Here is a 17115-nt window from a genome sequence, read left to right as displayed (position 1 = left end):
TTCATCCAGCAGGACTCTTTACGGCCGATTGTGCGAATCATATGGAGCTTCTTCGCTTTGCCCAACGTTCGCCGCAAAGCCGCATATCGTCGGCGAATGAAAGCGCATTGGCTGTCCTTGAAAAACAACGATTTCGTTCCAATGCTGGCAACGGCGATATAACGAAGTCCCAAATCAACGCCCATTGCCTTGGTGTCTTCCCGTTGTTGGACTTCAACTGTGATCGCGACAGCCAAATTGACGCATCATCTGTTCGATCCGCTCGACCGCCACGTGCTGGCGGACATGAGCGGCAAGCCGGTCGAACGCCTTTTCTTTGAGCGAGCGAAAGAGTCGGACGCCAGAAGGAGCGATTCCTTTTTGGCGGCGAATGTTGTTGAAAAACGCGGTGCGGAACGCATCGTTATGAAACAAATCGTGCATGTACGTGCCCAGCACCCGCTCATCACTGTGCTTCGCCCCTTCATGGCGGCCGTCCGCCTCAATAAGCGGCGCATAGCCAGGAAGCGGCGCCGAGCGGCCCATATGAATCTCGTATCCTTGCACCGAAAACCGCTCGCCCGCCCACGTAAGCATCCCTTCCGTACGGATCGTGATTTTCGTCCGCTCAAGCGTCGTTTCAATCGGCAGCAAACCAAGTCCTTTTACTTCGGGGAGCGGCGTCTCGACTCCATACGGATCGCGGATGACAGCGCCAAGCATTTGGTAGCCGCCGCATAAGCCGACGACTCTCGCTTTTCCTTCATTGACAAGCGACACAATGCGGGAAGCGAGTCCTCTTTTCTTCATATAAATCAAGTCTTCGATCGTGTTTTTGCTGCCGGGAAGCACGATCACATCCGGCGCTCCAAGCTCGTCGACGTGCGTCACCAACCGGACGCGGCAGTCCGGTTCTGCCAGCAGCGGGTCGATGTCGGTGAAATTGGCGATTTTCGGACAGCGGATGACAGCGACATCAATCGCTTCCTCTCCCCCGACAGATGAAGCAAACCGCTCAAGCGACAGCGAATCTTCAGCATCGATCGCCAAATCAGGCAAATATGGAACGACGCCAAGCACCGGCACGCCGGTGTGTTGCTCAAACCAATCGAGCCCAGGCTTAAGCAGCGCCATATCGCCGCGAAACTTGTTAATGATGACCCCAATGACCCGCTTTCGGTCCTCAGGCTCAAGCAGCGACAGCGTTCCAACGAGGCTCGCGAACACCCCGCCCCGCTCAATATCGCCGATCAACACGACCGGGGCGTTGGCGAGACGGGCGATGCGCATGTTGACCAACTCGCGGTCGTTTAAGTTTACTTCCGCCGGGCTTCCCGCTCCTTCAATGACAATCCGGTCATACTCGTTCATCAACGTTTCGAGCGACTGACGGATGACGGCCAGCCCTTGGTGGAAAAACTCGTTCCGGTAAGCGAACGCCTGCATATTGCCGTACGGTTTGCCAAGCACAACGATTTGCGATTCATGCTCGCGGCTTGGCTTAATCAAAATCGGATTCATCTCAGCGCGCGCCGCCACTCCGGCCGCTTCGGCCTGAATTCCTTGCGCCCGTCCGATTTCGTTTCCGTCCGGCGTCACGTAGGAGTTTAACGACATGTTTTGCGACTTGAACGGCGCCGTCTTCCAGCCGTCTTGGGCGAACATGCGGCAAAACGCGGTGGCGATGACGCTTTTGCCGGCATCAGAATGGGTGCCTTGAAACATAATCGGCAGCGCCTTAGCCATTGATGGTCACCTTCTCGCATTCGGCGAGCCACCGCTCAACCATCGCCGGGGCGGACGCGAAATGAAAATGGACATAGCCGGCGACAAGCCGGTGCGCCAAATAACCGTCAGGCTTCGTTCCTTTCCGGCCGCTCGTTTCGTAGGCAAACGGCGTCTCGCCCCGCGGTTCGTACACGGAATAGTGAAATTCATGCCCGCGCGCTGTTTCTCCTTCCGGCAATAGAAAATTTCCATTTCGACCGCGCACTTCGCGGTAGCCAAGCGCCGCGAGCTTCGTCTTCATCACGACCTTCCCCGGGATGACGCCCGCCATCTCATAGGCCGCACCGTCCGTCGCAACAAGCTGTTCGGTGAGAAACATAAACCCGCCGCATTCGGCCAACGTCGGCAACCCGTGTTCGATGGCGGCGCGGATCGACTGTTTGACCGCGGCTTGCCTGGCGAGCTCGGCGGCAAACTCTTCCGGAAACCCGCCGCCGATATACAATCCGTTCACCCCATCCGGAAGCGGCTCGCCGGCGAGCGGAGAAAAGTAGACAAGCTCCGCGCCGCAGGCAGAAAGCATCTCCAGATTCTCCGGATAGTAAAAATGAAAGGCGGCATCTTTGGCAACCGCCACGCGCACGCGATACGGCCGCGAAGGGCGAATGAGCGGCGCCGGAGAACAAAGGGCTGGCGCTTCTGCAATCGAAAGGAGCGTCTCCCAATCGATCGTGCGCGCCACCTTTCTCCCCAGTTCGGCAAAAAACGAATCCAGTTCGCCGCGCTCCACCGACGGCACGAGCCCTAAATGGCGCTCTGGCAGCGCCAACGCTTCGTCTTGCGTGAGAAACCCGACGACCGGCACCCCGCACGTTTGCTCGACCGCCGCTTTGACGAGCCGAAAATGCCCTTCGCTGCCGACGCGGTTGGCAAATACGCCGGCGAGGCGCACATCGGGGCGAAACGTTTGAAACCCATGGACGATGGCGGCGGCGCTGCGGGCCATGCCGGAACAATCGACGACAAGCAGCACCGGGCTTTCGGTCAACACGGCGATTTCAGCCGTCGACCCCTCGTCAGAAAGCGGCTGTTTCCCGTCAAACAGCCCCATCACCCCCTCGATGATGGCGATATCAGCCCCTTGACAACCGTTGGCGAGCACCGTTTTGACCGCTTCGCTTCCCATCATCCAACTGTCCAAGTTGCGCGCCGGCCGGCCGGTCACAGCCGTATGGTAAGTCGGATCGATGTAGTCCGGGCCGCATTTAAACCCTTGCACCGTATATCCTTGCTGCCTCATGGCCGCCATCAATCCAAGCGTCACGGTCGTTTTGCCGGCGCCGCTTCCCGGTGCGGCGATGACAAGCCGTCGCATGCCTCTTTCCCCTTTCCCTGCATGGTCGCTTTCTTTTGATGATCGATGAGCGCCACGGAAATCGTCACATTGCCGGACTTCTTTTTCACCAGCGCCAGCCGATCGGCCCCGCTGTACAATTTCGCCGCCGGCTCGCTCACCCCATACGCGCCGGTGTAGCGGTACACCGTTTCCGACGGCGCTTCGATCGACACCGTGTTCAGCTCTTCTGGCGTATACGCAACCAATTCCCATCTATATTTGTTGACTACCTCCAAAAGTCCTTGTTCATCCTTTTTCAAATCAATGGTGCACACCGCTTTGACGCTTTTCATCGAAAAGCGCAGCTCATTGAGCGTCTCATGGATGACCGCTTCGATTTCGTCAGCCGATGTGCCGCGGTTGCAGCCGATGCCAAGCGCGATTACTTTCGGGCGATACAAAACGCCGTTTTGCAAAATGGCCTCTTCTTCCGGCGCAAGCAGGCGATGAGTGACCACAAGCGCGGCCGCCGGGCGGGCAGCGAGCGCTTCCGCGATCGAGCCGTACACGGCAATGTTTTTGGGCAATGGCCGCCCTTCCGGCCACCAGCCGGTTTCCCCCGACTCTTGCACGATCGCGACAGGCTCTTCATTCACGACCGCGGCGCTCACCGGCGTCAGCTTGTCAGCTGATTCCCATTCCCAGCCGAACTGGCGACCGAACAGATCGACGGCGATTGTCTGCTGCACGTCAGAAGCGGTCGTAATAACCGGGCGGGCGCTTAAAATGGCAGCAACGCGCCGCGTCAGTTCGTTCGCTCCGCCCAAATGGCCGGAAAGAACACTGATCACATGTTCAGCCTTATCATCGATCACCACGACCGCAGGATCGGTCTTTTTGTCTTTTAACAGCGGAGCGATCATCCGTACGACAGCGCCGAGCGAAATGATGCAAATGAGTCCGTCATAGCGGGCGAACAACTCCGGCAACAAGGCCCTGACGTTGCCGGAAAACAAGCGGATCCCGTGCTTGGCTTCATCGCCGCGGGCGAATTTATCCGTATAATAAACGTCCGCTCCCGCAAGAGCGCCTCCAAGGCGTCGGGCGATCTCGACCCCGTGTTTCGTAATGGCCACGACAGCATAGGCGCCGTGTCTTTTGTTGTTCGCGGCAGCAACTCCCACCTTACTTCTCCCCCTTTCGATATCCGTGCGTAAACGTGCGGTCGTACAGCTTCGAACGGTAGCCGCGCTCATGAATATGGGGATCGAGCGCCCAACCGGCCAACATGATCGCGTGTTTCGTCACACCATGGCGCCGCATATCGTCAGCCATTGTGGCAACGGTGGAACGAATCACGACTTCATCCGGCCATGTCGCCTTATAGACGATCGCGACAGGCGTATCACCGCTCCAGCCCGCTTCAAGGAGCGCCGCGCTTACTTTTTTGGCAAGCGTCGCGCTTAAAAAAAGAACGAGCGTGCAATGATGCTGCGCCAGCTCCTGCAATTTCTCACGCGGCGGCATCGGCGTCCGCCCCTCGGCGCGGGTGAAAATGACCGTCTGCGTCAATTCCGGAACGGTGAGCTCCGCCTGCACGGCGGCCGCGGCGGCAAACGCCGAACTGACGCCGGGGACGATTTCCACTTCAATTCCTTCTTCTTTCAACAAGGCGATTTGCTCAAGCGTCGCCCCGTAAATCGATGGATCACCGGTATGGACGCGCACGACAAGCCGTCCTTGTTTCACTTGCTCCGCCATTGCCGCGACCATTTCTTCTAAATGCATGCCGGCGGTATGGAAAACGTCAGCATCCGGCTTCCGGTAGCGCTCGATCAATTCCGCGCTCACTAGCGAGTCGGTGTAAAAAATGGCGTCGGCAGCAGCGAGAAGCTCGGCGCCGCGAACCGTGATCAAATCCGGCGCTCCCGGCCCCGCCCCTACGATATACAGCTTCACTTTCTCACCACCATCAATGTCAAATATTCGAGTTCCGCTCCGTCGAGCTCCTCGACCTTCCACACGACTTCCTCGCCGGACGTCACTTTCGTCACAACAGCGGCGCGATGAAGCAAATCGAGTTCCCGCAACAGACGAACCAGCAAATCGATCACTTTCGCCACTTTAAAAAAGACAACGCAATCGTGCTCAAGAAGCACTGCTTTCATCGCCTCAACATCGTCGCGGGCGGGCACGATCGCCACGGTTTCATCACCATCCGCCAGCGGCAGACGAAGCCTAGCGGCAGCAGCGTTGGCCGAACTGACGCCGGGGACGACTTCAATCGGCGCTTCCGGATAGCGGCGCTCCATTACGTGCATCAAATGGATGAACGTGCTGTACAACAGCGGATCGCCTTCGGTCACAAACGCGACATCGCGCCCGGCCGACAGCTCCGCCCAAATGGCGTCCGCCGCCTCGTTCCACTTCGGCTCAAGCAAGGCTCGGTCTTTTGTCATCGGAAAATGCAGGCCGAGCCGCCGTTTTTCCTCTGGCGCAAAATACGCATCAATAATTTGTTCCGCATAGCTTTTGCTTTGCCGCCCTTTTTTTGGATAGGCGATGACATCCGCTTCTTTTAGGCGGCGGTATGCTTTCACCGTCATGAGCTCTGGATCGCCCGGGCCAACACCGATGCCGTACAACGTGCCGGTCATTCGTCTCCCTCCCGCTTGGCTGTCATGATATACACCGGATTGAGCGCCTCAAAGCGCGTCAACTCTAAAATGGGCTTGCTTCGCGACACTTGCGCGAGCGTGATGTCAACATGAAATCCACGGCTGCGCAGCTCGCAGCCCGCTTCAGCAAGCGTCTCAACCGTTGCCGCGTTGATCACGATGCGTCCATTTTTCTTCAGCCGTTTCGCACAGACGTCCAACAACGGCGACATCGCGCCTGACGTGCCGCCGATAAAGATGGCATCCGGGTCGGCAAACTCATCGAGCCGATCGGGCGCCCTGCCGTGCACAAGCGTGATGTCAACGCGGAATTTGCGCAAGTTTTGCCGGCAAATCTCGAGGTCGTATTCATTTTTTTCAATCGCAAACACCGCCCCGTCGCGGGCGATTTTCGCCGCTTCAATCGCGACCGAACCGGTGCACGTCCCAATGTCCCAGACGACGCTGTCCGGGCGCAAGCGCAAGGCGCTTACACTTAAGACGCGAATTTCTTTCTTTGTAATCAGCCCTTTGTCCGGCTTGCGTTGGAAAAATTCATCATCGTCAATGCCGAGCGGCCAAATCGGACCAGGAGCGGTTTGCCGCAAAATGACTATATTTAATGGAAGAAACTCGGTTTCTGCCATTTCTTCTAGCTTGAAAAACCGGCATCGCTCATTCGGCCCGCCGAGCTCCTCGCCGACAAACGCCTCATATTCCGTCATGCCGTACTCGAGCAAATAGCGGGCGATGGCGGCCGGCGAGTTCGTCTCATCGGTTAAGATGGCGACTTTGCGCCGCCCGTCGACCCGCTGAGCCAAACCGGTGAGCGGCCGGCCATGGACGCTGACAAACGCCGCGTCTTGCCAAGACTCGCCCATTTTCGCAAACGCCCATTGCACTGAGCTGACGGCCGGATACACGTCGATCGGCAATTTGCCGGCCAAATAGCTGCCGATGCCGTAAAAGAGCGGATCGCCGGAAGCAAGCACGACCGTGTTGCGCGTCTCATGGCGGAGCCGCTCCACCAGCTCCGCCAGTCCGCGGCGGATGATGATCGTTTCTCCTTTGTATTCAGGAAACATCGCCAGCTGCCGTTCGCCGCCGACAAGCAGCTCGCTTTCATCAATCCAGCGTCGATACAGCTCAGGAAGACTTGCTTGCCCATCAGCACCCACACCGATCAACTTCATCGTCCCCATCGGTCTGCACCGCCTTTCCTAATTGTTGTCCGTTCATTGTGTAAATGGACGTCGCCACCGTCAGACCGCCTCCCACTTCGTGAAGCGCCGCCTGGCAGCACGCTTCGCACAAAAGCTCGAAAAACTTCATGCAACCGGCCTCTTGCATCATGTCGCCGACTTGCGCCGCCGTATTCGCGCCGCGCACCGCAGCCACCAGTTCTGGGCCAGCACCTGCCTGCTCGGCGATGGCAGCCAAAAAGCCAAAGTCGACCGGGGCGCTTTTCGAGTGCACCATCATCACTCCTTGAGCGACTTTCGAAAATTTCCCCATCATCCCGACCATCGACACCATCTTGATGCCAAGCCGTTTGCATTGTTTCAGCGTAAAGCCGACAAAATCGCCCATTTCGATAAACGCTTCTTCCGGCAAATGTGGATATTCTTGCATGGCGTATTTCTCACTCCGCCCCCCGGTCGTGATGACAACATGGCGGCAGCCGTTCGCTTTCGCCACTTGAAGCGCCTGCACGATGCTCGCCCGGTAGGCGGCGGTGGAGAACGGAACGACGATGCCGCGCGTCCCCAAAATCGAAATGCCGCCAATGATGCCTAGTCTCGGGTTCAACGTTTTTTTGGCGATTTCCTCGCCGCCGGGCACAGAAATGACGACCTTCACCCCGCGATGTAGACCGTATTGCGCCAGCACTTCATTGACGGCTTCGCGGATCATTTGCCGCGGCACTGGATTGATCGCCGCTTCCCCGACCGGCACCGGCAAGCCGGGTTTGGTGACGCGTCCGACCCCTTCACCGCCGTCGATATGAACGCCCGGCGACGAGGCCCACGAGACAGTGGAAACGATGAGCGCGCCGTGCGTCGCATCTGGGTCATCGCCGCCATCCTTCACGACCGAGGCCGTCGCCGTTTCGCCATCGAACGAACAAGAGGCGAGCGAAAAGGTCACCACCCGCCCGATCGGAATCCGAATCGTCGCCTCCGCCTGCACTTGGCCAGTGATGAGCGCCGTGAGCGCGGCTTTCGTTGCCGCTGTCGCGCACGATCCGGTCGTATACCCTTCACGCAGCGTTTTTTTCGTTTCCATCGTTCGTCACGCTCGCTCGGCGAGCAGCGATAAAGCATTCAAGGCAGCGACGGTCACGGTGCTTCCTCCTTTGCGGCCGCGGTTGGTGATGAACGGCACATCGAGCTTCGCCAATTCTTCTTTCGATTCCGCCGCCGAGACGAATCCGACCGGCAAGCCGATCACCAATCCCGGCCGCGCCTCTCCTTCTTTGATGAGGCGAATGAGCTCCAATAACGCTGTCGGAGCGTTGCCGATGGCAAAAATGCCGCCTTCCGCTTCTTTCACCGCTTTGCGCATAGCCACAATCGCCCTCGTCGTATTCAACCGTTTCGCTTCAGCGATCACGTCTTCATCAGAAATATAGACGCGCACCGCGCTGCCGAACTTCGCAAGCCGCGCTTGATTGACGCCGGCTTGCACCATTTGCACATCGGCGACGACGAGCTTGCCGCTGCGAATGGCATCAATGCCTGAGCGGATCGCATCCGGGTGGAAAATGAGGCTTTTGCCCAGCTCAAAATCAGCCGATGCATGGATGACGCGCTGAACGATTCGGTATTGTTCTTCTGTAAATGAATGCTCGCCGATCTCTTCATCAATGATTTGAAAGCTGCGCGCTTCAATTTGTTCCGGCTGCACCGTCGCCGGACGAAATGTTGTATGGAAGTCCATGACAATTCTCTCCTTTCTTCATGATCGCTTGCATGAGCGGCCGCTAGAATCCCATTCTTTACACGGCCGGAAGCGGCGCATGCTGCTTCAACGCCTCGAGCACGCCGGCAAAATCGTGATGCACGATGCCGTATGACAACCGTGGGCGGCGGATGACGATGACATCAATGCCGAGCTCCTCGGCGGCAGCGATTTTCTCATCGACAAACCCGACTTTGCCGCTTTCTTTCGTGACGACGACCGTGACGCCAAAATGGCGGTATAGCGCCCGATCGAGCTCTTTCGTAAACGGCCCTTGCATCATGACGATCTGCTCTTGGGAAAACCCGAGCCGCTCGCATTTGTCGAGATTGTCTTTCCGCGGCAGCATCCGCGCAATCACCTTGACGTCCGGGCGACCGATGAGCCTCGCGGCGAAAATGTCGAGCGTTTTGCTGCCGGTCGTCAGCATCACGACGCCGCCTTTTTCCGCCGCCAAGTCAGCCGCTTCTTCATAGCTGTCGACAAATGTCACCTTCTCGGATGAAAACGAAGACGCCTGCCGCTCGTAGCGAATGTAGGGCAACCCGGCGTCTGCTGCCGCTTGCATGGCGTTTTTTGACGCCTCTTCAGCAAATGGATGGCTCGCGTCCACAATCGCTTTGGCCCCCTCGGCTTTGGCCAGATCGGCAAGCTGGGACGCATCCAAGCGGCCGACATAGGCGCGAATGCCGGCCGATCGGAGCTGTTCGGCCGCGTGATCGGTGACGACCGTCGCGGTTACGTTATAGCCGGCTTGTTGGATCATCACCGCCAATTCGCGGGCATCGCTTGTTCCAGCTAACAATAAAATCATCGGACGCTTCCTCCTTCAATGATGGTGATGATGATGGTGATGATGGGCGGCGTGCAGCCGATATTGACAGATGTCGCAATTCATCGCCACCGTTTGGCCGAGCACCTCGTTGAGGCGGTCAAGCACGATCTCCTCAAGCTTCGGATGAAATCCAAAATAGCCGGCAAGCGCAAACGAGATATGCGAGTGCTCAGCTTGGTATTGCGCCATTTGCTGCTCAAGCCGCTTAATCAGGATGCCGGTGAATAAAAAATACGGAAGAACAACGATCCGCCTAGCTCCGAGCATGAGACAGCGGCGGACAGCATCATCAAGCGACGGCGTCGTCACGCCCATAAACGCCGGCTCGATGAGCGCATAGCCGGTCTGTTCCCAAAAGAGGCGGGCGATTTTATACAAGTCGCTGTTCGCATCCGGATCGCTCCCGCCGCGGCCAAGCAAAATGACCGCTGTTCCGTCATCCGGCTGCTCCGGCCGCTCGCCGATTTCTTGCAATCGTTCGCGCAAAATAGCAAATGTCTGCTCATGGACGCCGATGGGGCGGCCGTAGCGGAACACCATATGCGGATAGCGCGCTTTGGCCTCATCGATTTCCGCCGGGATATGCAGCTTCGAATGCCCGGCCGGCAATAAAATGAGCGGAATGACCGCCACTTCCATTGCCCCGGCTTCGGCGCAGCGTTCGATTCCTTCGCCGATCGACGGACGGCCAAATTCTAAAAAACTTGTTTCAATATGAAACGAATCGCGCAAACGCGGCCGCAGGCGGTCGACAAACTGCCGCACTTGCTCGTTCCCTTCCGGGTCGCGGCTGCCATGGCCGACAAATAAAATGGCTCTCATCCTTGTTTTCCCCCTTTTGTTAGCGGACGTCTTCCGCCGTTCCCTATAAGCGCAATGACTCGATGGGCGCTTCATCCAAATGCGAGGCGCCCATCTATGCTCTTTTATGGAACCAGCCGGTTATTCGATCGACTGTCGGAAAAAGATGCGTCGCTTCGACACCAACGACATCTGCAGACGTTCAAGCTGCACTTATATAACGCATGCTTCCGTCACTCACCGCAAGCCGGCATTTCGATGGACGCGGCCGGTTTTGCCTCTTCGTGTGAAAAACGTCCGACTTGCTTCACGCGGCGGAAAAACTTATGAAACCGTTCATTTGGATGTGCTTGTTCTTGATACTGTTCGATGATTTCTGCCATAACCGCCACAATTTCTTCCGGCGGAATGCCTTCCGCGACGAGCTGGCCGGGATGGGCGTTGCGGCCGACCGTTTTCCCGCCCAAAAACAAATCAAATTTCCCTTTCCGGTACACAAGCCCGATGTCTTCGTGCACCGCGCCGTAGCACGCCATCCCGCAGCCGTTGATGCCAAGCTTCAACTCTTTCGGCAGCGCCATGCCGCCAAACCGGCGCGCCAATTCCTCCGCGTATGGAATGGCGTCTTTTTTCTCTCCATCGCAAAAATCACATGCCTTCACCGTCAGCACATCACCGACCGGCATCACGATCAGTCCGGCGTCAACGAGACGGGCCACAAGCCCATCTGGGTCCTCTGTCAACCGTTCGATTTTCATATAATGATCCGGTGTGTAGGTCATTTTTCCATCCATCCCTACCACTTCCGCAAGCACGATGAGCTGTTCCGGGGTGAACTGTTTATTGGCCACGCCCGGGCTCACCGCCGCTTCCAACAACACGGCCGCCGTCTTTCTTGTTTTCCGTCTCTCTAAAGCGGCGAGCGCGTCTTCGGCTGTTTCTTTCACCCGTTTTGGCGCGGCGGTCGGCTGCCGTTTGGCTGTTTTTGCCAGCGGTGCAGCAAGCGGCGGCAAAACGGCAGCCAGCGGCGTTGGCTCGGCCTCCTTCGTGGCCGCGGCAACAGACGGCGGTCGAACCGCGGTGGCCAAGGCGGTGAAAGCACGATCCTTCTGGTTGTCCCCGGCGAGGACAGCCGCTTCGGACGGTCCTGATGCCCCCGTGCTTCCTTCGTCCTCATCTTCCAGCGGTTTCGTCTGGTCAAGCGCCCACGGCTCCGCTTCTTTGCGCAGCCGTTCATGCGGTTTGAGCGGCTGGACGGCGGCTGCTAGTTGATACTTGCGCTGGTAGCCGCGCGGCGTGATCATCACGCCGTCATGGACGAATGTCGTTGAGTTGCCGATAATCACCGTCGTCAACATGCCGATCTCATGGTCAAGCATATGCGCCAAGTCGGTGAGGACGATATGCTGCCGCTCGCGGTACGCGCTTTTCACCAGACCGACCGGGGTTTCCGGAGACCGATGGCGGAGCAGGATGCGCTGTGCTTCCACAATCTGTCTAGTGCGCCGTCCGCTTTTCGGGTTGTAAAGCGCGATGACAAAATCGGCCGCGGCGGCGGCGTCAATCCGCTTTTCAATCAGCTCCCACGGCGTCAAATGGTCGCTCAAGCTGATCGTGCACGCATCGTGCATAATCGGTGCGCCAAGCAGCGCGGCGCACGAATGGATCGCGGAAATGCCGGGGATGACTTCGACTTCAATCGAGCTGTCTTTCGTCCACCCTTTTTCGATCAGCACTTCATACACGAGCCCGGCCATGCCGTACAACCCGGCGTCACCGCTTGAAATGACGGCGACCGTTTTGCCGCGCTCCGCCCATTTCACCGCCGCTTGGGCGCGGCTCACCTCTTCCGTCATGCCCGTGCTGATGATTTCCTTTCCGACAATCAGATCGCGCACAAGTTCGATGTACGTTTTGTAGCCAATGATGACGTCGCTTTCTTCAATCGCTTCCCGAGCCCGTTTCGTCATATGGTCGACGCTTCCCGGGCCAAAGCCGACAATGAGCAATTTGCCGCCCACTTTACAGCCCCCCTCTCCATATCTCGATTATCATCGACATCCCTAACCATATGCTGTAAATCCCTGTGACCGCACCAAGGACATAAAACAGTCGTTCCCGCTGCTTTGCTTTCCAAAATCCCCACGATAATCCAGCCGCTGTAGCAATCGTCGCAATGAGCAAGCCGGCGACAAACAGCACAAGCTGAAGGACAGCGGCGCTCACACGCACTTTTCCGACCGCGTGGGTGATAATGGCTAGCTGGGTCGGGCTTTCGACGCCAATGCCATGAATGATGCCGATGATCAAGGCGCCAGCCCAACCAACATGCGAAAAAGAACGGCAACTGTCCATTTCCCGCCTTCCCCGCAGCCATCGAGTAACCGTATGGCCGAACTCATAAAGGAGCTGAAACCGGCTTTTCACCTCACCCCGCCGAAAAAGAGAAAAAAGCATCATCCCGCCAAGAAGCACAAGCGTAACGCCAACTAAGAGCTCAATGGCGGCGGCTGACGACTCGGGAAGCCGGGCGCCGACCATGAGCGCCGCCACCCCCATGACAAACACGATTGCTCCGTGTCCAATAGCGTACATGATTCCGAGCGCCAACTGCTGTCTTCGCCGCGACTCGCTTCCGACCATATCCGCAATGGCCGCGACATGGTCGCTGTCCATCCCATGACGCATGCCGAGAAATATCGCTAACATTACATAACTGGCCCATTCCATCATTACGTCCTCCTCTTTCGAACGCCAATAACCGACTCCGTCCCACCAAGACGGGTCAACCCGTCTTCACGGTATTCATACGTCGCCCACGCGCGAAGCGGCTCGCCGTTTTGCAAATGGCGATGGACGACCTCTTTTGCCTTCTCCGGTGTCATCAACCGGTACCAGACGCCATCCGGGTAGACGATCATCACACACGCATCTTGACAGCGTCCGTTGCAGCGCGTCCTTGTTGTATGGACAGCGTCGTCAAGCCCAAGGCGGGCGATTTCCTCGCGCACCGCGGTTGTCACGTCATCTCCGCCATGGCGGAGGCACGTCCCTCCGTTGCAAATGAGCACATGATGCTTCATTCCCCGCAAATCCCACGTCGCCACCAAATCCCCCCTTTTGCTAGAATGGTAGAATGAAATGCGGCAGACGGACGGTTTTTCGACAAAAGAAAAAGCACCTCTACAGCAGAGGTGCAGAAAAATGTATACGAAAGCCGTAAACGGCCCAAACAGGGCCCCTAAAGCCGTCATTCTCCCGCACGTCTGCCTATAGTCCCGTAGGCATCCGTCCGATCCAAACAAGGCAGGTCTCCTGACTTAGGATCATCGCTTGGCGGCGTCTTCCCGAAGCATCCTTCAGTGACTTGTTGCCGCAAAGCTCCCCATCACAGTGGCGGGCACCGTGCCGGATTTTCACCGAGCTTCCCTTTTCACCCAAGCCCTAAGCGGGCTAGGCACCTTGTTTGTCTTACCGCCATATATGCGCTGTCATGGAACAAGCATCCGTTTTCATCGTAGTACAACCAATGCGTTGCCGTCAACCGTTTTTTGCCGACAAATCTTTGTTGGCGACGACAACGCCGTCCGCATCAGCGTACACGTACGCCCCTGGCTCCCAGCGGACGCCGCCAAACTCGAGCGCAACGTCGCGGGCGCCTTTTCCTTCTTTTTGGCATTTCGAGCGGGCGTTCCATTTCAACCAGAACGATACATCTCCAACTTGTCCAGGTCTAAGACAAATCCAGCGCCCAGCAATATATCCAATCCTAACAAACCGTTAATCCCCTCATAGTCCATCCCGCTAAAATCAATTTCATACTCTCTTAGCTGGAAAGAATCTAGCTGAATACAGTCTAATTTTTTTGTAAACGCGTACTCTTTCCCACCGATTCCGTAATAAGCCACAATACGATCGCCCGGCTCTACCCGCAAATGAATATCTTCTACTGCATTTTGAGAAATCACTGTTTTCGCCGCACCAGTATCAATCACCATATTATGAATCAACTTAGACCTTCCTTGATAAACGATTTCGATCGATGCAAACAGCAAGCCTTCACGATATTCAATCTGCATAATGAAATTTCCCTCTCAGGCCAATCGCTCCCCGAACTTTTAAAACAATCTCCTTGTGGCTAGTATGATAAACAAGCTGATTCCCTTTCGATTGCAGCAACTCACGAGTTGCATCCTTGTCCGAAACCGTTCCGATAACAGCCACCTCTTCAATGATTTCTTGATCTCCCTCTAAATGGGACTTTAATACTTGTAATTTCACAAATTGATTTGGATACAATGAACGCACTTCCTGCCATTCCATCTCCATCGCCTCAACCTGTTCGTTGTATTGAACGAGACTCGACCGCAGCCGTCAACCATTTTTCGCCAACAAATCTTTGTTGGCGACGACAACGCCGTCCGCATCAGCGTACACGTACGCCCCTGGCTCCCAGCGGACGCCGCCAAACTCGAGCGCAACGTCGCGTGAGCCTTTTCCCTCTTTTTTGCTTTTCACCGGGCATGTGCCGATCGCCATCACGCCAATCGGCATGGCGCCAATTTCCGCTGAATCGCGGATGCAGCCGTGGATGATGACGCCAGCAAGCCCCCTCTCGCAAGCGATTTGCGCCAGCCGGTCGCCTAATAGCGCGACGCGGCGCGAGCCTTTTCCATCGACCACGAGCACCGTCCCCGGCGGCACCGTCTCCAGCGCTTCTCGGACAAGGACGTTGTCTTCAAACACATCGACCGTCGCAATCGGCCCGGAAAACGCCCGCTTTCCGCCGTACGATTGGAACGGCAACTCGCATACTTGCAACTCGTCTAAAAATTGATCGCATAAATCGGCTGTTTTCATTGTCGCTCTCCCCTTTCATGTTTTGCATTCGCCGTCATTCGCCAAAATCCTTCTGCCTCAGCAGTTTTTTGTCGACGATCTTTCATTCGAACGACTGACACGAACGCGGCGATGTGAACCAAACCATTGTGTGGCCGTCAATCGCTTCGATGTATTCCACCGATCGCATTGAAACCATAAAAAACGGCCCCGCGCCGATATATAGCGGAGACCGTTTTCACCGGCTCAAAGCCCCTCCGGTTTGACCAGACGTTCAGCTGGGCTAGCTGGATTCGAACCAGCGCATCACGGAGTCAAAGTCCGTTGCCTTACCGCTTGGCTATAGCCCAACGTTTTGTTGTCGTTTACAGTATGCGGCATGATAACGCACTTTATGCATCAAACTGAATATCCCTTTGCTTGATGTGCGAAACTATCGGTACAAGCATCCTTTTCCCACTATATCACCTCGTTTTTCCCTCGCACTTGTTTTCCCGATATGATATACTGAAAGGGGAGAGATGTATATGCGCCGGATCACGGTTTTTCGCTTCTATCTTTGCACATTGTTTTTGTTATCGTTGCCGATCGTCTTAGCGGCCGCGGCTGCCTGGCAGCCATCCAGCCAGCCGAAAACCGCCGTCATCGCCCACCGCGGCGCGTCCGGATACGCGCCGGAGCATACGCTCTCATCCTACCGCCTTGCCGCCCGCATGCAGGCGGACTATATCGAAGTCGATGTGCGCGCAGCCAAAGACGGGAAGCTCGTTGCTCTGCATGATGCGACGCTCGCCCGGACGACAAATGCCGAAACGGTCTATCCGCGCCGTGCTCCGTGGCGGGTAAATGATTTTTCGTTCGCTGAACTGAGGCGGCTGGATGCCGGGTCGTGGTTTCATCCACGCTTTGCCGGCGAGCGCATCCCGACGCTTGATGAGGTGATTCAGATGCTGAAAGCGGAGCGTGTGGAAGCCCCGTTGTACATCGAAACGAAACAGCCCGGCATCGAAGAGGCGGTCGTCCATCTATTGAAAAAACACGGTTTCCTGCAACAGCGCCGCGTCATGTTTCAATCGTTCCACCCGGAAAGCTTGCAAGCGCTCCGGCCGCTCATCCCGCACGGCATTCGGCTCATTCAATTGGTCGACGAGAAGGAAGCGCACAGCGGCCGCGACGAGCTGCTGCAACAAATCGCCGTCTATGCCGATGGCATCGGCTTGCCGCTTTCGGCCGTCACCGAAGAGTGGGTGCGCGCCGCCCATGGCCGCGGGCTCATTGTTCACGTCTATACCGTCAATGAACCACACGATCTCGCTCGCCTATGCGCCATGGGCGTTGACGGCCTGTTCACCGATTATCCAGACCGCCCTGGCCGCATTGCCGCCTGCCGTCGTCTGCCCCGCCATTGACCGGCCTTCAGGGAGCCAGGGGGAGCTTATTGTTTACATAATGTTATTATGGTTAATAAAAACGAAAATCGTTCCCATTTGACCCGATTCGGTGTATCATTTGAGAAAAAGGAGGCCAGATCATGTGGACGATCATCGATTACGAAAACGGCCCATTTACCGTGACGACGGACCGCCGCCGCGTCCAGCTTGAGCGCGTGTTTGACTTCCTTGCCCGCTCGTATTGGGCGAATGAGCGCAGCCGCGAAACGATCCTCAAATCGCTTGACCATTCGCTCTGCTTTTCCCTTTTTCACGGCGACAGGCAAATTGGCATGGCGCGCGTCATCACCGACCGGGCGACGTTCGCCTATCTGTGCGACGTGTTCATCGATGAAGCATACCGTGGGCAAGGTCTCGGGAAATGGCTGTTATCATGCGTGCTCGCCCATCCTGATGTCGCCGCTGTCCGCAAGGTGATGCTCGCGACCAAAGACGCGCACGGGCTGTACAGGCAGTTCGGCTTTGCCGCGCCGAGCGAGCCGGAGCGGTTGATGGAGCGGATTCAAGAGCCGCGAACGGAGTAAAGGG

The 17115-nt window shown here is 56.9% G+C and carries 18 protein-coding genes, 1 tRNA gene, 1 pseudogene and 1 riboswitch; of the genes and pseudogenes, 2 read left to right on the top strand and 18 right to left on the bottom strand.

The genetic code is table 11. The features are described 5' to 3' along the window. Positions 1–213: 213 nt before the first annotated feature. From CWI35_RS01210 to CWI35_RS01125, 18 genes and pseudogenes are all read right to left on the bottom strand, one after another. Positions 214–1725 carry a cobyric acid synthase gene (locus CWI35_RS01210; protein WP_020278836.1) on the bottom strand — a complete coding sequence of 504 codons (1512 nt, stop codon included), beginning with the start codon at positions 1723–1725 and terminating at the stop codon, positions 214–216. Next, positions 1718–3082 (bottom strand): cobyrinic acid a,c-diamide synthase CobB, encoded by a 1365-nt coding sequence (locus CWI35_RS01205; RefSeq protein ID WP_062898628.1) that lies wholly within the window; start codon positions 3080–3082, stop codon positions 1718–1720. The genes CWI35_RS01210 and CWI35_RS01205 overlap by 8 nt, the downstream gene beginning before the upstream one ends. Beyond that, on the bottom strand, positions 3028–4227 hold the full coding sequence (locus tag CWI35_RS01200) for a cobalt-precorrin 5A hydrolase (RefSeq protein WP_008880161.1): 1200 nt from the start codon (positions 4225–4227) through the stop codon (positions 3028–3030). The genes CWI35_RS01205 and CWI35_RS01200 overlap by 55 nt, the downstream gene beginning before the upstream one ends. 1 nt (position 4228) lies before the next feature. Further along, the gene (gene cobM / locus CWI35_RS01195; RefSeq protein WP_011231288.1) at positions 4229–5002 is read right to left on the bottom strand and encodes a precorrin-4 C(11)-methyltransferase; all 774 of its coding nucleotides are present in this window, start codon (positions 5000–5002) and stop codon (positions 4229–4231) included. After that, on the bottom strand, positions 4999–5700 hold the full coding sequence (gene cobI / locus CWI35_RS01190; protein ID WP_008880159.1) for a precorrin-2 C(20)-methyltransferase: 702 nt from the start codon (positions 5698–5700) through the stop codon (positions 4999–5001). The genes cobM and cobI overlap by 4 nt, the downstream gene beginning before the upstream one ends. Further along, positions 5697–6902 carry a bifunctional cobalt-precorrin-7 (C(5))-methyltransferase/cobalt-precorrin-6B (C(15))-methyltransferase gene (locus CWI35_RS01185; protein ID WP_031206571.1) on the bottom strand — a complete coding sequence of 402 codons (1206 nt, stop codon included), beginning with the start codon at positions 6900–6902 and terminating at the stop codon, positions 5697–5699. The genes cobI and CWI35_RS01185 overlap by 4 nt, the downstream gene beginning before the upstream one ends. Continuing rightward, a complete protein-coding gene (locus tag CWI35_RS01180; protein WP_014195897.1) occupies positions 6868–7986 on the bottom strand; it encodes a cobalt-precorrin-5B (C(1))-methyltransferase in 1119 nt (372 codons plus the stop codon). Before CWI35_RS01180 ends, CWI35_RS01185 begins: the two co-directional genes overlap by 35 nt. A 6-nt stretch (positions 7987–7992) precedes the next feature. Next, on the bottom strand, positions 7993–8640 hold the full coding sequence (locus CWI35_RS01175) for a precorrin-8X methylmutase (protein WP_014195898.1): 648 nt from the start codon (positions 8638–8640) through the stop codon (positions 7993–7995). A gap of 58 nt (positions 8641–8698) precedes the next feature. Further along, positions 8699–9475, bottom strand: a complete 777-nt coding sequence (cobK, locus tag CWI35_RS01170; protein ID WP_008880155.1) for a precorrin-6A reductase — start codon at positions 9473–9475, stop codon at positions 8699–8701. Between the two features lie 15 nt (positions 9476–9490). Next, the gene (locus CWI35_RS01165) at positions 9491–10318 is read right to left on the bottom strand and encodes a sirohydrochlorin chelatase (RefSeq protein WP_008880154.1); all 828 of its coding nucleotides are present in this window, start codon (positions 10316–10318) and stop codon (positions 9491–9493) included. 212 nt (positions 10319–10530) lie between these two features. After that, entirely contained in the window at positions 10531–12318 is a 1788-nt protein-coding gene (gene cobJ / locus CWI35_RS01160; protein ID WP_119877412.1) for a precorrin-3B C(17)-methyltransferase, read from the bottom strand. A gap of 1 nt (position 12319) precedes the next feature. Next, on the bottom strand, positions 12320–13027 hold the full coding sequence (locus CWI35_RS01155) for a HoxN/HupN/NixA family nickel/cobalt transporter (RefSeq protein ID WP_236612559.1): 708 nt from the start codon (positions 13025–13027) through the stop codon (positions 12320–12322). A gap of 2 nt (positions 13028–13029) precedes the next feature. After that, positions 13030–13404 carry a (2Fe-2S) ferredoxin domain-containing protein gene (locus CWI35_RS01150; RefSeq protein WP_025039121.1) on the bottom strand — a complete coding sequence of 125 codons (375 nt, stop codon included), beginning with the start codon at positions 13402–13404 and terminating at the stop codon, positions 13030–13032. A 181-nt stretch (positions 13405–13585) separates the two neighbouring features. Continuing rightward, positions 13586–13777, bottom strand: a riboswitch (cobalamin riboswitch). A gap of 60 nt (positions 13778–13837) precedes the next feature. Continuing rightward, positions 13838–13978 (bottom strand): annotated as a pseudogene (locus CWI35_RS18785) (S-adenosylmethionine--2-demethylmenaquinone methyltransferase); the annotation flags it as partial. A 17-nt stretch (positions 13979–13995) separates the two neighbouring features. After that, positions 13996–14376, bottom strand: coding sequence for a retropepsin-like aspartic protease (locus CWI35_RS01140; RefSeq protein ID WP_008880146.1), 381 nt, complete (start codon positions 14374–14376; stop codon positions 13996–13998). Then, a complete protein-coding gene (locus CWI35_RS01135) occupies positions 14366–14620 on the bottom strand; it encodes a hypothetical protein (RefSeq protein ID WP_008880145.1) in 255 nt (84 codons plus the stop codon). Before CWI35_RS01135 ends, CWI35_RS01140 begins: the two co-directional genes overlap by 11 nt. Positions 14621–14671: 51 nt before the next feature. After that, a complete protein-coding gene (gene rraA, locus CWI35_RS01130; protein WP_008880144.1) occupies positions 14672–15157 on the bottom strand; it encodes a ribonuclease E activity regulator RraA in 486 nt (161 codons plus the stop codon). Between the two features lie 257 nt (positions 15158–15414). Continuing rightward, positions 15415–15486, bottom strand: a tRNA-Gln gene (locus CWI35_RS01125). 177 nt (positions 15487–15663) lie between these two features. On the opposite strand from CWI35_RS01125, the gene CWI35_RS01120 reads away from it, so the two are divergent. Both CWI35_RS01120 and CWI35_RS01115 read left to right on the top strand, forming a co-directional pair. Then, on the top strand, positions 15664–16545 hold the full coding sequence (locus CWI35_RS01120) for a glycerophosphodiester phosphodiesterase family protein (protein ID WP_162924019.1): 882 nt from the start codon (positions 15664–15666) through the stop codon (positions 16543–16545). Between the two features lie 122 nt (positions 16546–16667). Next, the gene (locus CWI35_RS01115; protein ID WP_014195907.1) at positions 16668–17111 is read left to right on the top strand and encodes a GNAT family N-acetyltransferase; all 444 of its coding nucleotides are present in this window, start codon (positions 16668–16670) and stop codon (positions 17109–17111) included. Positions 17112–17115: the final 4 nt, after the last annotated feature.

This window comes from [Bacillus] caldolyticus (genome assembly GCF_003595605.1).
Taxonomy (GTDB): domain Bacteria; phylum Bacillota; class Bacilli; order Bacillales; family Anoxybacillaceae; genus Geobacillus; species Geobacillus thermoleovorans.
This window is presented reverse-complemented; position numbering and strand designations above follow the sequence as displayed.